The organism is Enterococcus sp. MSG3290, from assembly GCF_050555565.1.
Classification (GTDB): domain Bacteria; phylum Bacillota; class Bacilli; order Lactobacillales; family Enterococcaceae; genus Enterococcus_B; species Enterococcus_B faecium.
Map to the genome: position 1 here is coordinate 214,406 of NZ_CP187862.1, position 23,863 is coordinate 238,268.

Below are 23,863 nucleotides of genomic sequence, written 5' to 3' on the forward strand. Positions count from 1 at the left end.
AGTAGAAGAAAATGCAAGAAATGGAAACACGTTATACACACAGTCCAGAAGATATCCGTCATTATTCAACGGAACAATTGAGAAAAGAATTTTTAGTAGAAAAGGTATTTGAACCAGGGAAAATCAGTTTGACTTATACGCACAACGATCGAATGATCTTTGGTGGAGTGACACCTACTGAAAAAGAATTAGAAATCACATTAGACAAAGAACTAGGTGTTGATTACTTCTTAGAGCGTCGTGAACTAGGTGTGATCAATATCGGTGGACCAGGATTCATCGAGATCGATGGGCAAAAAGAAGAAATGAAAAAACAAGACGGATACTATATCGGAAAAGAAACACGACATGTTGTATTTTCTTCTCAAGATGCTGAAAACCCAGCTAAATTCTATATTAGTTCTGTTCCAGCTCATCATAAATATCCAAATGTAAAAATCAGTATCGACCAAGTAAAACCAATGGAGACTGGTGAAGGCCTGACACTGAATGAACGTAAAATCTACCAATACATCCATCCAAATGTATGCGAAAGCTGTCAATTACAAATGGGTTATACGATTTTAGAACCAGGAAGCGCTTGGAATACGATGCCTTGTCATACACATGAACGTCGTATGGAAGCTTATGTCTACTTTGATTATGCCAATGAAGATACACGTGTGTTCCACATGATGGGCAAACCAGATGAAACAAAACATTTAGTTGTAGACAATGAACAAGCCATTATTTCGCCAAGCTGGTCGATCCATTCAGGTGTAGGTACAAGCAATTACTCATTCATCTGGGCAATGTGCGGAGAAAATATCACCTATACAGACATGGATATGGTGCAAATGGATCAATTAAAATAAGCATAAGGGAGAGAAAATGATGGAATTTAGTATGGATATGTTTCGTTTAGATGGAAAAGTAGCATTAGTCACCGGTGCTGTCTATGGTATTGGATTTGAGATTGCACGCTCTTTAGCTACAGCAGGAGCAAAAATCGTATTTAATAACTTGAATCAAGAATCAGTTGATGAAGGTATAGCGCATTATAAAGAAGCAGGCATCGATGCAAAAGGTTATGTCTGCGATGTGACCGATGAAGAAGCGGTTCAAGCGATGGTTCAACAGATCAAAGAAGATGTAGGTTCAGTTGATATTCTAGTCAACAATGCAGGGATCATCAAACGGACACCGATGATCGAAATGGATGCGGCAGACTTCCGCCAAGTAATCGACGTGGATTTAAATGCCCCATTCATCGTTTCAAAAGCAGTTATTCCGGATATGATCGAAAAAGGCGGCGGTAAAATCATCAATATCTGCTCCATGATGAGTGAATTAGGACGCGAAACGGTCAGTGCTTATGCTGCGGCAAAAGGCGGATTAAAAATGCTGACGAAAAACATCGCTTCTGAATACGGTCAATACAATATCCAATGTAATGGAATTGGACCAGGTTATATTGCTACACCGCAAACTGCTCCATTACGCGAAACACAAGAAAACGGTGAACGTCATCCATTCGATCAATTTATCGTTGGACGTACGCCAGCAGCACGCTGGGGCGAGCCAATCGATTTGGCTGGACCATCTGTCTTCTTGGCTTCTAGCGCATCTGATTTCGTTAACGGCCATGTCTTGTATGTGGACGGAGGCATACTTGCCTATATCGGAAAACAACCTTAAAAGAGCTTTAGTACACTGTTTAGTGGAGAGGTTGTGAAATCAGCGGATTGAACGAATACCGAAGGACAGCTGATTAAACATCATTTATTCGAAAAAAGAGGCTGGGACAGAAGCATTTAACTCCAAGAAATAAGAAGGGATTCACGAAAATTGCTTTTCAAATTTTTGTGAATTTCAGCTTATTTCCGAAGGAGTTGCTTTTGCTTCCGCCGTTTGTACGTGTTTAGAGCGTGAGACAAAAGTGTTCTTTACTTTTGTCCCACGCTCTTTTCTGTGCGTCTTCCATACTTCACTAAGTCGATCCCTCTTGCTTCGCACCAATCCTTCACTGGTCCGGAAAAGATCAGAGAGTGTTGGTGTAGGGCCGCGGTATTCGTTGCGCCGACCATAGTATAAAGCAGACGAAGCTCTTCTTGCCATTGCTTCATCAGTATAATAGTTTCTTCTACGCCATGATTCATCAGATGCGTCAGTACGGTTCCTGAAGTACCCACTGCATTTGCGCCGAGACAAAGGGCTTTAAATATGTCATAGGCATTGCGGATACCTCCGGAGGCTAGGATTTCCATAGAAGTGTCTGCTTCATTTGCTTCAAGCAATGAAGAGACTGTCGATTGCCCCCAGTCAGCTAAATAACTCAGTTCCCGCTTGGAGCGACGGGCGTTTTCGATTTGGGTGAAGCTTGTTCCGCTTCGACCGCTGATATCAACTGTATGAACTTCTAAAGAAGCTAGATCATTGAGTGTTTCTCTTGTCATGCCAAAACCGACTTCTTTTACGATGAGGGGGACGTCAATGGCTGTTTGAGTCTCTTGAATAAGTACTTTCCAATTGGTAAAATCACGGTCTCCCTCAGGCATAACCAACTCTTGAGGTGCATTCAAATGAATCTGTAAGGCATCTGCGTGAAACAATCGGATAGCTTCTTGGGCTCTTTCGACAGAAGTCCCTGCACCGATGTTGGCAATGATTTTCCCGTGAGGATATTCTTGTCGCATAATCGTATAAGTATCGGCCAAAGAAGGGTCTTTCAAGGCAGCGCTGACTGAACCAGTGGCAATCATCAAATCTGCTTCTCTTGCGACGATTGCAAGATCTTGGTTGATTTTTTTTGTTTTTTCGCTTCCGCCAGTCATCGCATTGATATAAAATGGGCTGCTTAGTGTAAAACCAGCTGCCTGTGTGCTTAGATCGACATCAGAAACTGCTATTTGCGGCAAAGGGTTATGGATGATCCGTACGAAGTCAAATTCGTTTTTTTGTTTATCATGAAAGGCTTTAGCTAGTGAAACATGTTCGTCTTTTCGATTCATCGGTTTTCCTTTCTTTGATCGCTATAGACATGTAACGGCAGTGGAGTGATTTCTGCTTTTTCCCATGCACTCATTAAAGGAAGAATGCCAGATTTCTGGTCAACAATTACGATTCCGCAATCGCCACCACCTGCACCAGAAGATTTTGCGGCTCCTTCATACTGTTCAGCTAAATTACACAATTTGTTCAAAGCAGGCGTTTCGATGACGACCCCAGTGATTGCAGATAAATCATGCAGTAATTGTCGGTTTTTTCGAATCATCTGTTGGATCAACGTTACATTATTTTCTTTAAACCCTTTGATCATTTCGTTGACACATTCTGTACTGTTTTTTAAGAAAAGCTGATAAGCCACCATTTTATCTTCTCTCGAACGGTGAACTTGATCGACCAAATCAGAAGTAGAGGCAGGGCTACCCGTCCAACCAATCAATAAACGTAAATCTTCAGGAGCAATCAATGGCTCAATGGATAGACCTGGCCAATCCAGGGCAAGTAACTCACTGATAGAATGCTGAGTTTCTTGTTCTTGGAGCCAAGGATGGTCGAAGGTTGAGAAAGCGATCCAGCCACCATAACAGCTAGCAGCGATGTCGCCGCAGGAACCATTATCTTGAACTGCTAAATTGGCTAGTGCTGCAATCTTGAAAATCTCCAACTGAGATAAATTCAACGCGTAAAAAACATTCAAGGCTTTGACCGTTGCAACGGTCACGGCACCGCTAGAACCCAATCCATATTTCCGGCCATTTGAACTGTCTAACTCACTTGTTACTTTCAGATCATAAAAGGATAAAAGAATGTTTTTTTCTTGTGCATACTTTTCAGTCAAGCGAATAGCAGCAAGGATATAATGAAAAGGATTTTCCCGAATATCTAAAACTAATTCTCCGTTGCGTCTTGTCCAACGTACAGGCATCCCACTATATTGTGCAGATTGGATACTTCCGACTTTTCGTGCAGATTCTACAGTGACTGTCACGAATTGATCGACTGCAGCGATAACTGCTGGATGGCCTGTTTCAACAACTGCATATTCTCCGGCAATATAGAGTTTGCCTGGTGCAGATACTTCAATCATAAAAATCTCCCTTTATTCAATAATCGCAATTCCTGGACCAGCATGGGCAGTAATTACTTGTTCTTTGCTAAATAATTTGGTAAATGTTTCTTGTACCTCAGATAAATGGCTGTTTTCCACTAAAACTTTGACATTAGGGCCAGCATCCATCGTAAAGTAGCATGGAATGCCTTTTTTTCTCAATTGCCGCACCGCATCCATCGCTTTTAAGCTGTCAGGAGACCAGTAAGTGAATGGAGGCTGGGCAGCTAAAGTCGTTCCATGCATTTTTAGTCCGTTTCTTTCCATCGTTTCTCCGAGAAGTTGGAAATCTTTTGTTTTGATTGCTTGTTTCAATTGATATAGATCCCCTTCAACGGAATCTAACCAGCCTTGATAAAAACTGGATGTTTCGACTGTCCGACGCATCCCATTTCTGCTGGACACTTCTTTTTTCTGGTCGTTGATCAAAACGAAAACCATTGCTAAATCGTCTTCGAAAGAATCGGAAGGGACTGGCTTAGCGTAAGAACTTAAGTCGTCATGGCCTTTTTCCCATTCGACGAAACCACCGAAAATACTTCGGCAAGCTGAACCAGACCCGCGTCGAGCAAATCTTGAAAGAGAGAGATCGTCTAATCCAAGCTTAAGAGCAGTATTGCAAGCTCCTGCTAAAGCAGCTAGCCCGCTGGCAGAGGAGGCTAATCCAGCTGCGGTAGGAACGAAATTCTGACTGATTACTGAAGCTTTTAGTGAGAGGCCGGCTTCTTTACGAAAAAGGTCAAGAAACTGACTGACTTTTTTTGTTGCTTTTTCGTCTTGCAAGGTGCCATCTAGATAAAATTCATCTACCATATAGCTATCAGAAAAGATGACTTCTGTCTCTGTATAAAATGCATCCAATGTTAACGAAAGGCTGTTGTTCATTGGAAGGATGAGTTCTTCATTTTTCTTACCCCAATATTTGATTAGAGCAATGTTGGTATATGCGCGTGCTTTGCCTTTAAACATAGGTATGTACTCCTAATCCTTGTATCCAAGTTTCAGCAGCACCCGCATCTTCAAGTGCTTGACTGATTTCTTGGGCTTTTGTTTTTGTTTGTGCTAATGCAATCATACAGCCACCGCGTCCACCGCCAGTTAATTTGGCACCCAATGCCCCGGTATCTTTTGCTGTTTGGATCAATAGATTAAGAAAATCATTGCTGATTGTCAGCTTTTCCAGAAGTGATTGTGATTCATCCATTGTCTGTGCCAACGTTTCTGGTGAATTTTCAATGATTGCTTGTTTTGCTTGCTTCGTCAAGTATCCTAATTTTTGGATCATTTGTCCAGTTTCATGAGGCTGGGTTTCAAAGAGGTGAGCGACATCTTTGACGGCTTCTCTTGTTTGTCCTTTGATTCCTGTATCAGCGACAATCAAAAAAGCATCGATGTTCAAAGAAAAGTAGTCGAAAGGATGCCCTTTTGTAAAATAAATCGGCTGCAAGCTGCTAGTAGCGGCTGCATCGATTCCGCTAGGATTACCGTGGGCGATTTTTTCCGAAAGCTGGACATTTTCTAATAGTATTTCACGAGACAAAGGAAATGCTAAGTAATCATAAAAAGCACGAGTGACTGCTGTGGCGACTGCAGCGCTTGATCCCATTCCACGTTCAGCAGGAATCGTGCTTTCAATGGTCAGTTGCAAGTTTTTTTGGATGTCATGCTGTTTTTTTAAGTGAATGAATAATTTTTTGATATTTTTTAATGCATGAGGAGCTTCGGCTAAATTTCCTGAATAGTAGGAAGAAACCAGTTGATCGTCCATTGCATCCAGCTCTTCAAGGAATGCGGTGACTTTTGTTGCATAGAAAGGAAAGGCAATCGCTGGTTCTCCATAAACAACCGCGTGCTCGCCCATCAATATGATCTTTCCGCTTGATTCTCCTTGGCCATAGTTTGCCATAATCTAACTCCTTCTCACGTAAAAGTGATTTTTAAGCAAAAAATAAAGCGCCCAAAACGAGTTGCGCTGCTTCACGAATTTTTTTGTCCACTAAGGGTCTCAAAAAACATTCCTCCTTTATTTTACTAAAACCATCTCAGAAGTAAAACTAAGAATACGTTTTCTAAAGAAAAAACACTTTTTTCTTAAGAATTTTTTGACTTTTTTTCTTCTTTGACTAGAAAAAAATACAATTGACACTACTAGATATTGGGGGTATATTTAAAAAGGTTGGAGTTAAACACAATATTTAGTGATGAAGTGAGCTGGAGGTAAATGAGCGTGATCGTTTTAGCAGGTACAATTGGTGCCGGAAAATCAAGTTTAACAGAAATGATGGCTGAACACTTTGATAGTCAGGCATTTTATGAATCGATTGATGATAATGAAGTCTTGCCCTTATTTTATGCAAACCCTGAACAGTATGCTTTTTTGCTGCAAATTTATTTTTTGAATAAACGTTTTGCAAGCATCAAACAAGCAATGAAAGATGACAATAATGTATTGGACCGTTCGATTTATGAAGATTCACTGCTTTTCCATCTAAATGCAGATCTAGGAAGAGCAACAGAAACAGAAGTTCGTGTGTATGATGAACTGCTGGAAAACATGATGGAAGAACTTCCCTATGCTGCCCATAAAAAACATCCGGATTTATTAGTTCATATTCGTGTATCTTTTGATACGATGTTGGAGCGTATCGAAAAACGTGGTCGTTCGTATGAACAATTGTCCTTTGATCCAAGTCTATACGATTATTACAAAGAATTGAACAGACGTTACGATCAATGGTATGAAGAATACAAAGAAAGTCCAAAAATCCAAATCGATGGAGACCGCTATAATTTTGTGGAAGATCCTCAAGCAAAAGAAGAAGTCTTGAAAATGATCGAAGAAAAATTAGCAGAGATTCGCCAAACCAAAGTAGCCATTTGATTTACAGTTGCTCAAATAAAGGGTAAACCTTTATTTGAGCGACTTTTTTCTTTATACTGGAAACAAATGTCAGGAGGATAGAGTATGCGGGAAAAACACTATTTTAATCAAGACCGTAATTTTTGGATCAATGTACAGCAAAACGATGTGCTAGCTGTTAAAAACTTAAAAGAAGAATATGGCATTAGTGACGAGATGCTGACTTATTCTCTAGATAAAAATGAACGGGCGCGCGTAGAGTACGATTCTTTTGATGAAGCGTTACTGCTTGTATCAAATGTTCCGCACCAGCAAAAAGTCGATAATCATTATGAAACTAGTCCTATCGCTTTTATTTTAAAAGAAGACGGTTTGTTTACATTTACCACGCCGAATACCGAGTACGTGATTCGACTAATTCGATCGCTTTTGGAACGAATGCCAGACATGAGTGTATACAGTTTATTGTTTCGTACATTGTTTTTGATTTCTGATTCCTTTTTTCCTTTAATCGAGGAAGTGAATAGTGAACGTCAGCGGCTTAATCTGAAATTAAGAGAAAAAACAACGAACAAGAATCTGCTGCAACTTTCAGATTTAGAGATCGGTTTGGTTTACTTAGTTACAGGAACAAAACAAAATGTAGTACTTTTAGAACAAATCAAGGCATTGGCTATTTATCGCAAGTTGTCAGAAAAGGAAAAAGAAGAGTTGGACGATGCGCTGATCGAAGCACGACAAGCAGTTGAAATGACGAACTTAGCTTCGCAGATTTTAGACCAGCTCTCTGGCACTTATAATAATTTGCTGAATAACAACTTGAATGACACGATGAAATTTTTGACGGTCTGGTCGCTGATCTTGACCGTTCCAACTATTGTGACAGGATTCTTCGGAATGAATCTCCAGTTACCCTTTACCCATTCCGTTTTCGGATGGGGAATCGCCTTGATCATCAGTTTAGTCTTATCTATTTGGATGCTTATTGCACTGTGGCGGCGGATTCGTTGATCTAGTCTTTGATCTGCATACCAAGGGCTTGGGCGATCACAAGTGCTTGCTCTTGGTTGACGATTAGTCCCGCCAAAGAATCTTGAGATAAAGCGATTGCTGTGAAGAAATTAGTCGTAAAGTCTAATCCCTTCAGAGAAGTTCGAAACCAGTTCGAACCGGTTAACTGATTGTCAGACAAAAAAAGGTTTTTCCAAGTGACCTCATAAAATTCGCTGTCTTCTAATTGACAATGATCGAAGGAGACAGCTTTCAAGTTTGTACTACTAAAGGAAGCCATCGAAGCAATACAATCAGTGAAAGTACAGTCTCGAAGATAACTTTCGGCAAAATTCGTACCTGTTAATTTACATTGATGAAACACGACTTGGTGGAAACTGCCACCAATCCACTCCAGATTGGAAAAATCACATTTTTCAAAAATGACATTACTGCATTCAAAATGACGTAAAACTGTTTTTTGCATCGTAAGTTTTTGGATATGACTCTCTCTTAATACCATATTTTTGGCATCGAGATAGCTTTGGTCACCCCCGTTGATCAGAAGACCAGAGAAGATCTCCTCATCTTCTAAATAAAACTCTCCCTTTGTAAGAAGAGGAAGAGAAGGTGGAATAGGTTCGATTTTTTTCATGTGGGTTCACCTCGTTTTTCTTTAGTATAGCAAAGAAGCGGGAATCACTGCTAGAAAGTCTGCTAATCTAATCATTTTCAGAAAAGGAAGACAAACTGTATGAAAAACATTGACAAAAAGATTAGTTTTTGCTATACTATGATGGTTGAGAAATAAAAGCAGAAGCACCCGCTTCTCGCCTTAGTTGATAATGTCACTGGGCTAGATAGTTTTCACTGGTTCTATTAGGTGAAGTACGCGCGGGTTCTGTAAGAGAACTCGTTTTTTTATTGCCGTTTATTCGGTAAGCTTTTCTTTCTCTCATAATATTTGGAGGTGAATGACCATAGCAAAGGATATGATGGTTAACGACGGCATTCGTGCACGAGAGTTACGATTGATCGGTTCAGATGGTGAGCAATTAGGAGTTAAGACAAAAGCAGAAGCATTGAATATTGCAGAACAAGCAAACTTGGATCTTGTGTTAGTTGCCCCTGGTGCGAAACCACCAGTTGCGCGAATCATGGACTACGGTAAATACCGTTTCGAACAACAAAAGAAAGACCGCGAAGCGCGTAAAAAACAAAAAGTGATCAATGTAAAAGAAGTTCGCTTAAGTCCTACGATCGACTTGAATGACTTCAATACAAAACTTCGTAATGCACGTAAGTTCTTGGAAAAGGGCGATAAAGTGAAAGCTTCTATCCGTTTCAAAGGCCGTGCCATTACCCATAAAGAAATTGGTCAAAAAGTCTTGAATCGCTTAGCTGAAGAAACTGCGGATATTGCAACAGTGGAACAAAAAGCGAAAATGGACGGACGCAGCATGTTCTTGACGCTGGCACCGAAAAACGACAGTAAGTAATTTGAATGACTAACTGGCTGTTGGACAGCCGATAGTCGGATAACGAAAGATTTTGAGGAGGAAATATAGTCATGCCAAAACAAAAAACACACCGCGGATCAGCAAAACGTTTCAAACGTACTGGTAAAGGCGGATTGAAACGCTTCCGCGCGTTTACAAGTCACCGTTTCCACGGCAAAACAAAAAAACAACGCCGTCAATTGCGTAAAGCAAGCATGGTTTCTAGTGGCGACTTCAAACGTATTCGCCAACAACTAGCAAAAATGAAATAAGAAGTACAAATAACAGAATCTGAAGATTTATTTTTATTAGGAGGAATTATACATGGCACGTGTTAAAGGTGGAACAGTAACTCGTAAACGTCGTAAAAGAGTGCTAAAATTAGCAAAAGGTTACTACGGTTCAAAACACACTTTATTTAAAACAGCAAAAGAACAAGTAATGAATTCATACAACTACGCATATCGCGATCGTCGTCAAAAGAAACGCGACTTCCGTAAATTGTGGATTGCTCGTATCAACGCAGCAGCTCGTATGAATGGCTTGAGCTACTCAAAATTAATGCACGGTTTGAAAGTTGCTGAAATCGACATCAACCGTAAAATGTTAGCTGACTTGGCTGTTAACGATGCAGCAGCATTTACTGCATTGGCTGACCAAGCAAAAGAAGCTTTGGCTAAATAAGCTAAACAATTATAAAGAGGAAAGAAGATAACGAAAAGTTATGTTCTTTCCTCTTTTTTTATTTACAATCCTCCATCAAATGAAACAGGACAATAACGTATAAGTCTAAAATAGCATAATTAAGGTTTTTTAATTGAAAACTGAACATTTATGGTCATCCTTTAATGAAAGCGCTAACTACATAAGTTAGAATGAGTTTGACTGATATATTAGTTTGCTTATCAGAAAAACAAAATGGACGGAGGAATAACATGAGTGATATTATTATTGGTATTTTGTTAGTTATCTCATTCTTTTTCATGGTCTGGTACTGTGTAAAAGGCTACAACTTGATGGTCGGCTTTGCCATCATGGCTACTGTATGGATGGGATTAGCGCTAGTCGGAAACACGTTTTCACCAAACCCGGCGATGGAAGGGCAAGGAGTAATTGATGTGTTGACGCATATCTATACGACGGGGCCAGCTGAGTACGCCAAATCGATCTTGGTAAATGTCTTCTTTGGTGCCTTTTTCGGGCGTGTTCTAGTAGATAGCGGAATCGCAGCTACCCTGATTCGAAAGGTAGTTGAACTTGGAGGGGACAAGCCAAGAATCACGATGAGCTTACTATGTATTGTAACCGCTGTTATATTCATGTCGATGACAGGAATCGGACCAGTGATTTCTATTGCAGTTATTGTGTTGCCGATCTTGATGTCATTGGGTATTTCAGTACCGGTTGCACTGTTCTCATTTATGGGCTCGATTATGGCTGGAATCTTTGCTAATATCGTCAATTTCAAACAATATCAAACGATTTATGCTGGTTTCAATCCAGCGGCTGAAAGCTATACTTATAATGACTATTTCCAAATTGGTATGATTGGGATGATTGTAAGCTTAGTTGTGGTACTAACGGTCGCTAATATATCAATGAACAAAAAGAAACGCTATGCAATGGCAGCAAACGTACCAGCTGAAGGTGGCGACGCACCAATGATCTCATGGTTAGCCGTATTATTACCAGTTTTAGGGGTCGTTCTTTTAGATCTTCCAATCATCTTAGGTTTTATTCTAGCAGGTATCTGGGCATTGCTGTTTACTGGAAAATTGCGCGGAGGTTATAAAGAAATCTGTCGTCAGTTTGCGAAATTATTTACAGATGGCGCAGTAGATGTTGCACCAATGGTTGGTTTCTTGATGACCTTAGCGATGTTCAATAATTCAGCTGCGTATGCTTCTCCTTATTTTTCAGCTATTTTTGGAGATTGGATACCGCAATCACCATTAGTCTTGGCAATCGTATTTGCTATATTGACACCACTAGGATTTTTCCGCGGTCCAATGAATCTAGTCGGTTCAGGCTCAGCTATTTTAGCTGTCGTGTTAGCTGTTAATCCAACGATGTCGCCAGCCTTTTTGTTCCCGTTATTTGCAATCACAACGATTGCTCCTCAGCATTTAGATATTACACAATCTTGGGTTGCTTGGGGATTAGGTTATACAAAAGTAACTTCTCGAGAATATATGAAGAAATCCATCCCAACTGGTTGGATCATCGGTGCGATCTTATGCCTGATCACGTTCTTATTGTACGGGAACGCCTAGTAAACAAAACGTCGATAAAAACGATTAGATGAATGGAGGAAAAGAAAATGAAACGTTTTGTGCGAATGGGAATTGATGTTGGCGGTACACATACGAAAGCAGTCGCAATCGATAATGCGACGCACGAAATCATCGGAAAATCTTCAGTGAAAACAACCCACGATGATGTCCGTGGAGTAGCCGCAGGTGTCGTTCAGTCTTTTCAAAATTGTTTGCGGGAAAATAATATCAGTCCAGAAGATGTTGTGTTTGTTGCACATTCTACCACACAAGCGACTAATGCACTGATTGAAGGAGACGTAGCAAAAGTCGGCGTAATCGGGATGGCAAAAGGTGGATTAGAAGGTTTTTTAGCAAAACGACAAACTAGATTGAACGATATCGATTTAGGGAATAAGAAAAAAATAGAGATTGTCAATGCATTCTTACCTGTCAAACACTTAAATGTAGACCGTGTTTCAGAAACGATTTCTTCTTTAGAAAGAGAAAGAGCGGAGGTCTTGGTTTCTTCTATGGCATTTGGAGTAGATAATGGGGAACCAGAACGAGTTGTTTATGAAGCAGCATCGGTAAAATCGATCCCTACAACGATGGCTTCTGACATTACGAAATTATATGGATTGACAAGAAGAACTCGGACAGCAGCAATCAACGCATCTATTTTACCAAAAATGCTAGATACGGCAACCTCGACAGAAGACTCCGTACGAGAAGCAGGGGTCAATGTTTCTTTGATGATTATGCGCGGAGACGGCGGAGTAATGGAAATCAATGAAATGAAAAAACGACCTGTTTTAACCATGCTTTCCGGTCCTGCTGCATCAGTCATGGGCTCTTTGATGTACTTGAGAGCGTCTAATGGTGTTTATTTTGAAGTAGGCGGAACAACAACCAATATCGGGGTCATTAAAAATGGACGTCCAGCAATCGATTATTCAATTGTAGGTGGGCACCCAACATATATCTCTTCATTAGATGTTCGGGTTCTAGGTGTGGCAGGCGGTTCGATGGTACGGGCTAATCAGTCAGGAATCATCGATGTCGGTCCACGTTCTGCACATATTGCCGGTCTAGATTATGCAGTATTTACGGAGACAGAAAAAATCAAAGGTCCTAAGGTTGAATTTTTCTCTCCTAAAGAAGGAGACCCTGCTGATTACGTCAAGGTAGTGATGGAAGACGGAGAAGAAGTGACTATTACAAATACATGTGCAGCCAATGTCCTTGGATTAGTGCAAGAAGAACATTTTTCTTATGGAAATGTCCCATCTGCACGAAAAGCCATCCAAGCATTAGCTGATTATTGTCATACGACGGTTGAAGACATCGCAGAACAGATCATGGAAAAATCCTATGCTAAGATTGAACCAGTGATTTTAGAGTTGGCAGACAAGTATCATTTGGAGAAAGATCAGATTTCTCTTGTAGGTGTAGGGGGTGGCGCCGCCTCATTGATTACTTACTTTAGTAATAAAATGGGTGTGAAATATTCGATTCCTGAAAACGCCGAAGTGATTTCTTCTATTGGTGTAGCACTTGCAATGGTCCGAGATGTTGTAGAACGTATCATCCCTTCGCCAAGTAAAGAAGATATACGATCGTTGAAAAATGAAGCGATGAATAAAGCGATTGAATCAGGCGCTACACCAGAATCGATCGAAGTCCACGTAGAAATCGACCCACAGACTTCAAAAGTAACGGCTATCGCTACTGGTTCTACGGAAGTGAAAGCAACCGATCTAACCAAGGAGATCACAACAGAAGAAGCACTAGAGCTTGCTGCAGAGGATATGCGATTAAATAAAAATGAAGTTTGCTTATTGGAAAATACACCTTTCTTTTATGTATGCGGCGAACAGAATCGTTCAAAAAATGCTGGAAGTCTTCGGATCATCGATCAAAAAGGATTTATCAAGGTCCAACGTGGACATGCTTCATGTATGAAAACAACTGCAGCCAATTATATGACAGCTGTCGAACAACTTTGGGAAGATATGGCAGTTTATCAAACTGAATTGATTGCCCGACCAGAATTTTATCTCTGCTTAGGAGCAAGAGTCTCTGATTTTACAGCGACGGATCTGGAACAACTACAGCTTTTGATGGATCTGGAAGTATCTACTATGGAACCGGAGGAAGAAGTGATCGTCGTTGCCGGAAATATCAAACAAACATAAGTTAGAAGAGTTACTAAACGAATTACAACAGATCCCCGAAGAAATTTGGGGATTCTACCAGTTTCGGCGAGATTTATTTTGGAAAAAGATTCCTTTGTCCAAGCAGAAAATTCTTATACAAAAATCAATCGATTGTGGTATCGAAACGGCATGTAGCATCAAAAAAAAGTACCCTTTTGCCGATGTAGGAGAAATTTGTGAACAAATGGCTATTCCAATCGTTTCCTGTGAATCAGAGCAAATAAACGAACGAATCACTTTTGCAACTTATGCAGAAGATGAAGGGATCCGATTGATGACGGAGCCGTTAGAAAAATTAAAATGTTCAGGACTAGCTTCGATCTCTAAAGAAACAGCGCAAGCTTTGATTATTGGACATGAACTATTTCACCACATCGAAGCTTCTGTTAAGGGAATTTATACGCAAAGCGAAAAAATTGTGCTGTGGCGGTTGCCTTTTTATACACATCAATCAAACATTCGTGCATTGAGCGAGATAGCAGCGATGAGTTTTTCAAAAGAGATGAATCAAAGCGATTTTTCGCCTTATGTATTAGAGGCAGTCTTACTTTGGCCATATAATGAAATTCGTAGCCAAGGGATCTTAGAAGAAATAAAAAAAATAGAAAAAAGATGTACGGAGTATGATTTAGATTACAAATAAAGAGACTGTGACAAAAGTCGTGTCACAGTCCTTTTTTTCCGAATAAACGGTGTTCTCCTGTCAACTCCTCGGTCACAAGTCAAAATATTCAACAAACATGAGAAGCTGTTTTTTGAAATTGTTCCTTGTGACTCGGAGATGAACGGCAGGCTCACGACCTCTTGGAAAACGGTGTTCAAAAGCTTGCATCTGCGGTAATAAGTCCAGCCAAGTTAAAAACATAAGAAGCTATTTTTACTTGGCTGTTCTTATTACTTGATGCAGGGAAGCTTTTTCACAACCTCTCAATAAACGGTGTGCAATCAGCTGACCCTCGGTATTAGCTCAAAAAAAACGGCAAAATATGAGGAACTATTTTGCCGTTTCTTTCTCTAATACTCAGGTCAAAACGCTGATTCCAAAACCTCTTATTTGATGGGTCTGTCCTGAATATCTTCAAAATAATCGGGGTAATTATGAATCACGTATTCTTGCTCCTCGATAATCATATGTAAATGCATCGTGCAAAGAAATCCGACTTCATCAAAGTTATGATCAATCATTGATTGAAGCATTGTCTGATGTTCATCTAATACTCGACCCCAGTCTAATTCTGAAATCGTCAAACGTAACCATCTGAAACGGTTCAAGTGCGTACTATAACTTTCTAGCCAATCCCAAATTTCTCGTTTTCCAGCAATTTCATAACAAGTTCGGTGAAAATCAGTATCCAAATCAAAAAAAGCTTTTTTATTTTGAGCGATTACTGCCTGATCGGTTTGTTCTAGTATTTTTTCTAGTTTAGCTTGATCTTGCTTGGTCATTTTCGCACTGCATTCTTGCAGGATCGGTTTTTCCAACTTTTCCCGCGTATAACGGGCTAATGAAGCAGATCGGATATCGATTTTTGAAACATAAGTGCCGGACTGTGGAATGGTTTTTACAAGCTCTTGATTGCGCAGTTGGATCAGTGCTTCTCGAATCGGTGTACGCCCGATAGCTAGTTGTTCTTCTAACACTTTATCGGAGATTTTACTTCCAGGTGCTAACTCGGAATAAATGATTTGTTTACGTATAGATTCATAAGCTTGCTGTTGCAAATTATTGATAACCATTTAACCTTCCTTTCTATGCAGATATAATCTATTATAACATAAATCGCTTACAAATCGTGTGGGCATAAAAACACAGTATGCAAAAAAAGCCCTGATAGGCATGCCTATTAGAGCCTCGAAAAGAAAAATATTGAATCAATCTGGTCGTACCTCTTGGATCGGTTTGACACGACCGCCGATTCTTTTAGCAAAAGCTTCGGATTCTTTTTTGTCTTTGAAAATGAGCAGATTGTCTAAGTTTTTTTCCCGAGTGCGACAGCCAGTTTTATCGATGTAACCGTGCATTACTTTAACGACATACATGGGGATCACCTGCTTTTTTCTTTTCATTATACGAACTACTCGACACAATACAAGAAAAATGCTTAGACGGTCTTTATTAAGAATTTACATCATCCAAAGAAGCGTACGCTTGGAATAACTGATCTAACTCCGGATTGACTTTGCTCAGCTTCACTAATCGCTGCGAATCAGAAAGTAAAAAACAGTGTTTACTACTGCCAGTAGTTTTTAATTTTTTGTCTTCAGTTCCCACAATTTCGTAGCTAAAATCCAACCGTGTCCCCGTATACTTTTGGATAGTTGGATGGATGCTCACTTTTTCTCCGTAATGGATCATTTCTTTATAGCTGCAATTTACTTCCAGAACGGGGATGATGATCCCAGATTCTTCGATTTTTTTATAGGGAAACCCTAGATGTACCAATAAGGCTACCCGAGCCTCTTCAAACCAGCGGATATAATTGCTGTGATGAATAATCCCCATTTGATCTGTTTCATAATAAAAAGGTTCTCGCACATAACCTGTAAATTTCTCCATGACTCATGCCTCGTTTTCCATTGATTTTTTACAAAAATAATTCATCCATTTCGGAAGTGCTTCGCTGATTTGTGTCGGCAAAACAATATATTGTTCTTTTGCCAGCTGGTCTCCAATGAAACTATGAAGATAAACAGCTGCTGCAATCGTTTGGTCATTTTGAGGAAACTGGGCTAAAAATCCTGTGATCATCCCAGCTAAAGTGTCACCCATGCCGCCTGTTGCCATAGCAGCAGAACCTAAAGGATTGGTGTAGAAGTGCTGGTGACCATAAATTTTTGTCTCATGACTTTTCAAAACGAGCACAGCACCGATTTCCTGTTGCTTCTTTTTGTTTTCTTCATCCCGTTGTTCTTGTATCGGTAGAGAACTCAACCGTTGCCACTCCATTTGATGAGGTGTAAGTACAGTTTGTTCGGGATAGGGTAGCAAAAGATGATTAGCAGCAAGTAAACTTAAAGCAGAGCCATCAATCACCAGCCATTGTTCTTTTGATTGGTTTTCTAGTACTTGTTTGAAACGTTCCAAACTCTTAGAAGAAGTACCCAATCCGGGACCAATCAAGAGTACATCTGCTTGCTTTATTACGGAAAGAAACTGGTCAGTATCCGTCCAATCTACAATCATTGCTTCTGGCAGATGGCTGTGAAGAGCACTCCGATTTTTTTCATCAGTTACTACAGTCGTGAGACCCGCTCCAGTGTGTACGGCAGCTAAAGCACTCATAATGATTGCTCCGCCATATTGTTCATTGCCGCCAATCAAAACGATACGTCCAAATGTTCCTTTATGTGAAATTTTTGGACGAGGTGTGATGACTCTTTTCACTAGTTGTTCGTTTATCAGCATCGAAAAACCTCCTTTTACTCATTATAGCGTATATTTTTTTTAGAGAAAAACAGATAAGAAAAGGAATTGTCAGATTTTTTGAACTATTTTTTTCTGTAATTTGTGGTATCATGAACACGAAGACTTAAATAAGTGGAGGATTAACTTTATGACAATTGATTGGCAAAAAGAAGTAGAAGCACGTAAAGAAGACTTGCTTGAAGACTTGAAAAATCTTTTACGTGTCAACAGCGAGCGCGATGACTCAAAAGTAACACCAGATGCACCATTTGGACCTGGACCTCGCGACGCATTGAAACATATGTTAGCTTATGGCGAACGTGATGGATTTAAAATAAAAAATGTCGATAACTATGCAGGGCATATTGATCTTGGCGAAGGAGACGAAACGCTAGGGATATTTGGACACATGGATGTCGTTCCTGCAGGAGATGGCTGGGACACAGATCCTTATGAACCAGTAATCAAGGATGGAAAGATCTTTGCACGCGGATCAAGCGATGACAAAGGTCCAAGTATGGCAGCTTACTATGCGATGAAGATCATTAAAGAACTTGACTTGAAACTATCGAAAAAAGTTCGCTTCGTAGTCGGCAGCGATGAAGAAAGCGGCTGGGGCGATATGGCTTATTATTTCGAACATGAAGAAGAACCAGATTTTGGTTTCTCACCAGATGCTGAATTCCCGATCATCAATGGTGAAAAAGGAAATGTTTCTTTAGCTTTACGCTTCAAAGGCGACAATGCAGGAGATTATGTCTTGAAATCTTTTGTTTCCGGACTTCGCGAAAATATGGTGCCAGGAACAGCAACTGCAGCACTTCAAGTACCAAGTGCAGATGCAGCTATCGCGATGGAAGAAGCATTTTACCAATTCATCGAAGCAAATCCAGTAAGCGGAACGATTGAAGCGGACAATACGTATGTAAAAATCGAATTAGTTGGTAAAGGCGCACATGGTGCAAGCCCACAATCTGGTATCAATGCAGGTTCTTTCTTGGCATTGTTCTTAGATAACTATGAATTCCTAGGATCTGCTAAACAATTTATCCATGTAGCAGCTGCTTATGTCCATGAAGATTTTTATGGAGAAAAACTAGGAGTCGCTTATGAAGATGAAAAAATGGGCAAATTGACAATGAATGCTGGACTATTTGCTTTTGAAGAAAATGGTACAGAGGAAGCGAACTTCATCAATATGAATTTCCGTTTTCCAAAAGGTGTAACAGTAGACGGATTGCAAAGTGACATCGAACAAACAGTGGGGCAAGAAGGCGCAACAGTTACTCGAGGTGCTCGCGTAATGGAACCACATTACGTACCAATGGATGATCCATTGGTGGCTACATTATTGCAAGTCTATGAAGACCACACTGGAGAAAAAGGCTACGAACAAATCATCGGTGGCGGAACTTACGGACGTTTGTTGAAACGTGGCGTTGCTTATGGAGCGATGTTCCCAGGATATACTGATACAATGCATCAAGCAAACGAATTTATGAGTCTTGATGACTTGTTCAGAGCAACAGCAATCTATGCAGATGCCATCTATCGTTTGGCGAAATAATTAATTAAAAAGAGGATCAAGAATTGCAAATTATTTTTGCAGTCTTGATCCTTTTTTTACTTTCTACTGTGGTATTCATGATAAACATGATATAGATTCAATTCATATTCTTTCTTAGCGTTCGTGACGACTGTATCCAAAATCAACCCTGTTACTAATGAAAGAAGTGCTAAAGTCATCAATCCAGTACTTAAAATCGCAGAAGGGATGCGTGTAATAAAGCTTGTCAGCATATATTCGCGAATCACAGGAATCCCCGTGACCAATCCAAATAAAAAGAAGAAGATGGTCCAAATCCCAAAGAAAAGCAAAGGCTTATAATCTTTAAACATTTTAATAATCATCATGATCACTTTGAATCCGTCAGAGAATGTATTCAATTTTGATTCGCTGCCTTCAGGACGATCACGATAATCGATTGGGATCTCAACGAACTTGAATTTTTTATCTAAAGCATGGATCGTCAATTCCGTTTCGATTTGAAAACCAGAACTCATAATAGGAAAACTTTTGACAAAGATACGATTGAATCCTCGATAGCCGGTCATGACATCAAGAATTTTTGTTTTATACATTCTAGTAATTGTATTTCTAACAAGGTTATTTCCAAAATCGTGGAAAGGTCTCTTATTCTCATCAAAGTAGGTTCCATTTGATAGGCGATCACCAATGACCATATCTGCTTCACCAGAACGTAATTTCTCGAGCAAACCATGTACAGCTTCTGCAGGATAAGTATCATCGCCATCTACCATTAAATAATAGTCGGCATCGATATCAAAGAACATTTGGCGGATCACATTTCCTTTTCCTTGACGAGGTTCTTTTTTTACGATTGCTCCACCTTGAACGGCCAATTCGTATGTTCGATCGGTCGAATTATTATCATAGACATAAATATCTGCTTCTGGTAATTCTCGTTTAAAGTCTGCAATGACTGTTGAAATTGTTGCTTCCTCATTGTAACAAGGAATCAGAACAGCAATTTTTTCTTGTTGTTCCATTTTTCACTCTCCTTAACTATAGAAAACAAAAGCTAAATTAAAAATACCTCATAATCAAAGGAAATGCTAGTTTTTCCCGCTAAATATCATTTATTTAAAAAGAAAATACTGGAATATATGTTTGGAAAGCTCTATCTAAAAAACCACCCACTACAAAAGAAGGACATGATACCTCTCTTTTGAATAGTGGGTGCGTATTCGTTCTCTCACTTTTTTGACGTATTAATCTGTTGCACCTTTTTTTCTTGAAATTTCTAATACGGTTCCTGTATGAGCATCTGCTAAAAATTCATAATAAACAGTTTCGCCATCTTCTATCCGAGAAAGACCTCCCCGATAAGCACTCGACCGAACGGCGAATTTCCTAATAGGTTCCTTTTCAAAAGAGATCCAAGAACCTTCGATTGCACCTTCTTTTAGAAAAGATGACTTGATATTTTCAAGTACTTGGTCTGCTGACAATACTTTTTTGCGATGATACCAAATCGTTGAAGCTACCCCGCTCAATAATCCTAGACCGATTCCAACTGCTAACCCGCCTTTAAAATAGCTTAGTTCGCTTTCTTCATACATGTGGACATACCTCCTTCTTCTCACTTGTTACTCCTTGTGCTTATTTTACCACACTCTCATATTTTCTTTGAAATAAATAACCGCTACCAGAAAAAATAAGCTATAATAAATACGATCGGTCTGCAGAAAAAATCATATTTTATCCGCAGATCAATATAAGTCTGAGAGGAGTTTAGTCTGAAATTTAGACGAATAGCATATGGAAGAAAAAACATTTCAACGAATCAAAGAGTTAACAGAATTACAAGGAACAAGCGGTTTTGAACAAGATGTTCGCGCTTATATGGAAAGTCATATGGAACCGCTGGTAGATGAGTTACAGTTAGATGGTTTGGGTGGCATTTTTGGTCTGCGCCATCATGAAGAAGCGGATGCACCCCGTGTAATGGTCGCAGCACATATGGATGAAGTCGGATTCATGCTGACACAAATCCAAGAAAACGGGCTTTTTAAAGTCGTACCTCTAGGCGGCTGGAATCCTTACGTTGTTTCTGCACAGCGTTTTACACTTAAAACCTCTACTGGTAAGAATTATCCATGTATTTCTTCTTCCGTTCCCCCGCATTTATTGCGAGGAACAAGCGGACAAAAATCAGTAGAAGTAACCGATATTTTGTTCGATGCTGGGTTTGAATCAAGAGAAGAGGCAATGAGTTACGGTGTCCTTCCAGGAGACACAATCGTTCCTTACGCTGAAACGATCAAAACAGCCAACGGAAAGAATATCATCAGCAAATCATGGGACAACCGCTATGGCTGTACAATGGTATTAGAAGCTTTAGAAGCGTTGCAAAATGAAACATTAGGTCATACATTGATTGCAGGCGCGAATGTCCAGGAAGAAGTAGGCTTGCGTGGTTCTAAAGCTTCTGTCAATAAATTCAAGCCAGATCTGTTCTTTGCAGTAGACTGCTCTGCAGCAGATGATACAGTGACGAAAAATGGCACATTCGGACATTTAGGAGAAGGTACATTGATGCGTATCCAAGATCCAGGTTTGATCATGCTTCCTCGTTTGCGCGAGTACTTGCTGGATATCGCTGAAACAAACAATATCCCTTATCAATACTTTGTTTCAAAAGGCGGTACAGATGCAGGTGCTGCTCATACACAAAACGAAGGAATCCCAAGTACAGTGATTGGCGTAGTGGGACGTTATATCCATACGCATCAAACGATGTTCAGTATTCGCGATTTTGAAGCTGCACGAGAAATGTTGATTCAAACACTGAAAGGTTTGGATAAATCAACAGTGAATACGATCGTATACGGAAAATAATGCGATAGTGAAACTATAAAATCTGGCAAAAGATTGCTTTTGCCAGAATTTTTTTATAAAAAGAGGATCAATGTTTGTTAGTTCGAAAGAAAGGTGTATAATTTAATTGAAAAATACATAAACAGAAAGTAGAGGACAAAGAATGATTATCCCAAATAGTTTAGAAGAATTAGCAGGCTACGTAGAAACTGGAAAGAGTGTATTTTTCTTTACTGCCGGCTGGTGCGGAGACTGCCGTTTTATCAAACCGCAAATGCCTGAAATTGAAAATGACTTTTCTGATTGGCAATTTATTGAAGTAGACCGTGACAAGTACATAGATGTAGCCGCTGAATGGAACATTTTTGGTATCCCAAGTTTTGTCGTGATCCAAGACGGAAAAGAATTAGGTCGTCTAGTGAATAAAGATCGTAAAACAAAACAGGAAATCGAATCGTTCCTAGAAAGTGTAACAAAAGGCTGACATCTGTTAGGAGGGGTCAAGATGAATCAAGAATATAAGAATATTTTAGTAGGTATCGACGGTAGTGAACAAGCACTTGCTGCTTTCAAAAAAGCGGTAGAAGTGGCTCGCCGTAATAATGGGAAAGTATATGTAGCAAACGTAATCGATCAGCAATTTTATAACTTTATGGGCTATGCACCTATTGATCAAAATCTAGTCGATCAGCAAACTGAAACAGCCAAGGAAATGATCGAAGAATGTAAAGAATATGGGAAATCTGTTGATTACACAAATATAGAAGGAATTATTGCATATGGTTCTGTTCGTGAATCCATGGCAGTCAAATTGCCAAAAAAATATGAGATCGATCTAATCATGGTTGGGCAGTCAGGTCTAAATGCAGTCGAACGCTTTATGACAGGAAGTGTAGCCAGCTACGTGATACGTCATTCACCTTGTGATGTCTTGATCGTTTCTGACGAAGAAGAACAGCCAAGTAATTAAGCAAGTGGAACTTGTACGACCTTTTTAATCAATTAACTAAAACAGTAAAGGGACTGTGACAAAAGTCTTGTCACAGTCCCTTGTTACGAATAAATGGTGTTCTCCTACCAACTCCTCGGTCACAAGTCACAATAGTCAACAAACATGAGAAGCTGTTTTTTGAAATTGCTCCTTGTGACTCGGAGTTAAACGGCAGGCTCACGACCTCTTGGTAAACGGTGTTCAATCAGCTGACCTTCGGTATTAGCTCAAAAAACGGCAAAATAGGAGGAGCTATTTTTATTTGACTGTTCTTATTACTTGATGCAGGGCAGCTTTTTCACAACCTCTGATACACGGTGTTCCAGAAGTAGCTTCTTCGAAAAATAAGCCGAAATTTCACAAAAATTCGAGAAGCAATTTTCGTAAATTCCTTCTTATTTCTTAAAGCTGACCACTTCTGTCACAACCTCTTCTATTTTGTGAAAACTAGGAAATAAAGCATGAAAAAAATCTCATGCAGTGAATGCAATTTTTTGTTAAGATAAATCTCAGCAAAGGATAATGGAGGAAAGAACATGATTTTTGCTTATAACAAAGCACACGTCGGAGACACCTTGATGGTTATCATAGCCGACGATAAAGGAACAGAAAACACCGTTGAACGCAAATGGAATGTTGCTCGGATCAAAGATGAACAAGGTCAAGTTGTTGCTTGGAACTTTTTCCATATCTCCGATCATCTAACAATCGAAGGGAACGGCCAAGTAAGCTTAACAGATGAAGAATTAGCGAAATTGAATCGATTGATCAAAGAAGCAGGATTCGAAGAACAGCTTGAAGCTGATCATGAACCGAAGATCGTTGTCGGGTACGTAAAAACATGCGTCCCACATCCTGATTCTGACCATTTATCGATTACTGAGACAGAAGTAGACAATGGTGCAGTATTGCAAATCGTTTGCGGTGCACCCAATATCGAAGCTGGACAAAAAGTTGTCGTTGCAAAACCAGGAGCTATGATGCCAGATGGAATGATGATCTGGCCAGGAACTTTGCGAGGGGTAGATAGCTATGGAATGATCTGTTCCGCTCGTGAATTGCATTTGCCAAATGCTCCAGCAAAAAAAGGAATCTTAGTATTGCCTGAGGATGCCGTAGTCGGAGAAGCATTTCCAAAATAAAGAGGTTGT

General features: G+C 39.8%; 26 protein-coding genes and 1 other annotated feature. Of the genes, 15 read left to right on the forward strand and 11 right to left on the reverse strand.

Annotation, left to right across the window (positions count from 1 at the left end):
• The first annotated feature begins 11 nt into the window (after positions 1–11).
• Positions 12–854 carry a 5-dehydro-4-deoxy-D-glucuronate isomerase gene (gene kduI, locus IGL31_RS01040; RefSeq protein WP_002288239.1) on the forward strand — a complete coding sequence of 281 codons (843 nt, stop codon included), beginning with the start codon at positions 12–14 and terminating at the stop codon, positions 852–854.
• Between the two features lie 19 nt (positions 855–873).
• Complete coding sequence (locus IGL31_RS01045) at positions 874–1,677, forward strand: gluconate 5-dehydrogenase (RefSeq protein WP_002294167.1); 804 nt, start codon at positions 874–876, stop codon at positions 1,675–1,677.
• A gap of 248 nt (positions 1,678–1,925) precedes the next feature.
• Here IGL31_RS01045 and fni read toward each other — a convergent pair whose 3' ends face one another.
• From fni to mvk, 4 genes are read right to left on the reverse strand one after another with little or no spacing between them, the layout of a single operon-like run.
• On the reverse strand, positions 1,926–2,990 hold the full coding sequence (gene fni / locus IGL31_RS01050; protein WP_086299924.1) for a type 2 isopentenyl-diphosphate Delta-isomerase: 1,065 nt from the start codon (positions 2,988–2,990) through the stop codon (positions 1,926–1,928).
• Positions 2,987–4,072, reverse strand: coding sequence for a phosphomevalonate kinase (locus IGL31_RS01055; RefSeq protein ID WP_002288233.1), 1,086 nt, complete (start codon positions 4,070–4,072; stop codon positions 2,987–2,989). Before IGL31_RS01055 ends, fni begins: the two co-directional genes overlap by 4 nt.
• Before the next feature lie 12 nt (positions 4,073–4,084).
• Positions 4,085–5,062, reverse strand: coding sequence for a diphosphomevalonate decarboxylase (gene mvaD, locus IGL31_RS01060; RefSeq protein WP_002300050.1), 978 nt, complete (start codon positions 5,060–5,062; stop codon positions 4,085–4,087).
• On the reverse strand, positions 5,055–5,999 hold the full coding sequence (gene mvk, locus IGL31_RS01065) for a mevalonate kinase (protein ID WP_002288231.1): 945 nt from the start codon (positions 5,997–5,999) through the stop codon (positions 5,055–5,057). The genes mvaD and mvk overlap by 8 nt, the downstream gene beginning before the upstream one ends.
• A gap of 315 nt (positions 6,000–6,314) precedes the next feature.
• On the opposite strand from mvk, the gene IGL31_RS01070 reads away from it, so the two are divergent.
• Both IGL31_RS01070 and IGL31_RS01075 read left to right on the forward strand, forming a co-directional pair.
• Complete coding sequence (locus tag IGL31_RS01070; protein ID WP_002294164.1) at positions 6,315–6,974, forward strand: deoxynucleoside kinase; 660 nt, start codon at positions 6,315–6,317, stop codon at positions 6,972–6,974.
• 84 nt (positions 6,975–7,058) lie between these two features.
• The gene (locus IGL31_RS01075) at positions 7,059–7,964 is read left to right on the forward strand and encodes a magnesium transporter CorA family protein (protein WP_002294163.1); all 906 of its coding nucleotides are present in this window, start codon (positions 7,059–7,061) and stop codon (positions 7,962–7,964) included.
• Position 7,965: 1 nt separating this feature from the next.
• On the opposite strand, the gene IGL31_RS01080 is transcribed toward IGL31_RS01075, so the two are convergent.
• Entirely contained in the window at positions 7,966–8,598 is a 633-nt protein-coding gene (locus IGL31_RS01080; protein ID WP_086299923.1) for a pentapeptide repeat-containing protein, read from the reverse strand.
• 150 nt (positions 8,599–8,748) lie between these two features.
• Positions 8,749–8,874: a sequence feature (ribosomal protein L20 leader region), on the forward strand.
• 43 nt (positions 8,875–8,917) lie between these two features.
• Between IGL31_RS01080 and infC the strand changes: the two genes are divergently transcribed.
• The 6 genes from infC (at position 8,918) to IGL31_RS01110 (ending at position 14,556) form a co-directional block, all read left to right on the forward strand.
• Positions 8,918–9,442: a translation initiation factor IF-3 gene (gene infC / locus IGL31_RS01085; protein ID WP_002293357.1), complete on the forward strand. Its 525-nt coding sequence runs from the start codon at positions 8,918–8,920 to the stop codon at positions 9,440–9,442.
• A gap of 71 nt (positions 9,443–9,513) precedes the next feature.
• Positions 9,514–9,714, forward strand: a complete 201-nt coding sequence (gene rpmI, locus IGL31_RS01090; protein WP_002289309.1) for a 50S ribosomal protein L35 — start codon at positions 9,514–9,516, stop codon at positions 9,712–9,714.
• A gap of 52 nt (positions 9,715–9,766) precedes the next feature.
• On the forward strand, positions 9,767–10,126 hold the full coding sequence (rplT, locus tag IGL31_RS01095; protein ID WP_002289310.1) for a 50S ribosomal protein L20: 360 nt from the start codon (positions 9,767–9,769) through the stop codon (positions 10,124–10,126).
• Positions 10,127–10,377: 251 nt separating this feature from the next.
• Positions 10,378–11,715 carry a hypothetical protein gene (locus IGL31_RS01100; protein ID WP_002289312.1) on the forward strand — a complete coding sequence of 446 codons (1,338 nt, stop codon included), beginning with the start codon at positions 10,378–10,380 and terminating at the stop codon, positions 11,713–11,715.
• Positions 11,716–11,762: 47 nt separating this feature from the next.
• Positions 11,763–13,892, forward strand: coding sequence for a hydantoinase/oxoprolinase family protein (locus IGL31_RS01105; RefSeq protein ID WP_002289314.1), 2,130 nt, complete (start codon positions 11,763–11,765; stop codon positions 13,890–13,892).
• Positions 13,867–14,556 carry a hypothetical protein gene (locus IGL31_RS01110; RefSeq protein WP_010727255.1) on the forward strand — a complete coding sequence of 230 codons (690 nt, stop codon included), beginning with the start codon at positions 13,867–13,869 and terminating at the stop codon, positions 14,554–14,556. The genes IGL31_RS01105 and IGL31_RS01110 overlap by 26 nt, the downstream gene beginning before the upstream one ends.
• A gap of 407 nt (positions 14,557–14,963) precedes the next feature.
• Here IGL31_RS01110 and IGL31_RS01115 read toward each other — a convergent pair whose 3' ends face one another.
• The 4 genes from IGL31_RS01115 to IGL31_RS01130 all read right to left on the reverse strand — a co-directional run bounded on the left by IGL31_RS01115 (position 14,964) and on the right by IGL31_RS01130 (position 17,319).
• Positions 14,964–15,650, reverse strand: a complete 687-nt coding sequence (locus tag IGL31_RS01115) for a GntR family transcriptional regulator (RefSeq protein WP_002289316.1) — start codon at positions 15,648–15,650, stop codon at positions 14,964–14,966.
• 135 nt (positions 15,651–15,785) lie between these two features.
• Positions 15,786–15,980 (reverse strand): hypothetical protein, encoded by a 195-nt coding sequence (locus IGL31_RS01120; protein WP_002315615.1) that lies wholly within the window; start codon positions 15,978–15,980, stop codon positions 15,786–15,788.
• A 49-nt stretch (positions 15,981–16,029) separates the two neighbouring features.
• Positions 16,030–16,470 (reverse strand): acyl-CoA thioesterase, encoded by a 441-nt coding sequence (locus IGL31_RS01125; RefSeq protein ID WP_002289317.1) that lies wholly within the window; start codon positions 16,468–16,470, stop codon positions 16,030–16,032.
• A gap of 3 nt (positions 16,471–16,473) precedes the next feature.
• Positions 16,474–17,319 carry an NAD(P)H-hydrate dehydratase gene (locus tag IGL31_RS01130; RefSeq protein WP_002307435.1) on the reverse strand — a complete coding sequence of 282 codons (846 nt, stop codon included), beginning with the start codon at positions 17,317–17,319 and terminating at the stop codon, positions 16,474–16,476.
• A gap of 148 nt (positions 17,320–17,467) precedes the next feature.
• Between IGL31_RS01130 and pepV the strand changes: the two genes are divergently transcribed.
• Positions 17,468–18,886, forward strand: coding sequence for a dipeptidase PepV (gene pepV / locus IGL31_RS01135; RefSeq protein WP_086299922.1), 1,419 nt, complete (start codon positions 17,468–17,470; stop codon positions 18,884–18,886).
• Positions 18,887–18,942: 56 nt separating this feature from the next.
• Here pepV and IGL31_RS01140 read toward each other — a convergent pair whose 3' ends face one another.
• A complete protein-coding gene (locus IGL31_RS01140) occupies positions 18,943–19,890 on the reverse strand; it encodes a glycosyltransferase family 2 protein (protein ID WP_002289860.1) in 948 nt (315 codons plus the stop codon).
• Positions 19,891–20,112: 222 nt separating this feature from the next.
• Positions 20,113–20,463: a PepSY domain-containing protein gene (locus IGL31_RS01145; RefSeq protein ID WP_002289862.1), complete on the reverse strand. Its 351-nt coding sequence runs from the start codon at positions 20,461–20,463 to the stop codon at positions 20,113–20,115.
• A gap of 199 nt (positions 20,464–20,662) precedes the next feature.
• Here IGL31_RS01145 and pepA point away from each other — a divergent pair, with 199 nt between their 5' ends.
• From pepA to ytpR, 4 genes are all read left to right on the forward strand, one after another.
• A complete protein-coding gene (gene pepA / locus IGL31_RS01150; RefSeq protein ID WP_002294156.1) occupies positions 20,663–21,742 on the forward strand; it encodes a glutamyl aminopeptidase in 1,080 nt (359 codons plus the stop codon).
• 142 nt (positions 21,743–21,884) lie between these two features.
• Complete coding sequence (locus IGL31_RS01155) at positions 21,885–22,205, forward strand: thioredoxin family protein (RefSeq protein WP_002287837.1); 321 nt, start codon at positions 21,885–21,887, stop codon at positions 22,203–22,205.
• 21 nt (positions 22,206–22,226) lie between these two features.
• Entirely contained in the window at positions 22,227–22,691 is a 465-nt protein-coding gene (locus IGL31_RS01160) for a universal stress protein (protein ID WP_002287838.1), read from the forward strand.
• 557 nt (positions 22,692–23,248) lie between these two features.
• Positions 23,249–23,854: a YtpR family tRNA-binding protein gene (gene ytpR, locus IGL31_RS01165; protein ID WP_002325235.1), complete on the forward strand. Its 606-nt coding sequence runs from the start codon at positions 23,249–23,251 to the stop codon at positions 23,852–23,854.
• Positions 23,855–23,863: the final 9 nt, after the last annotated feature.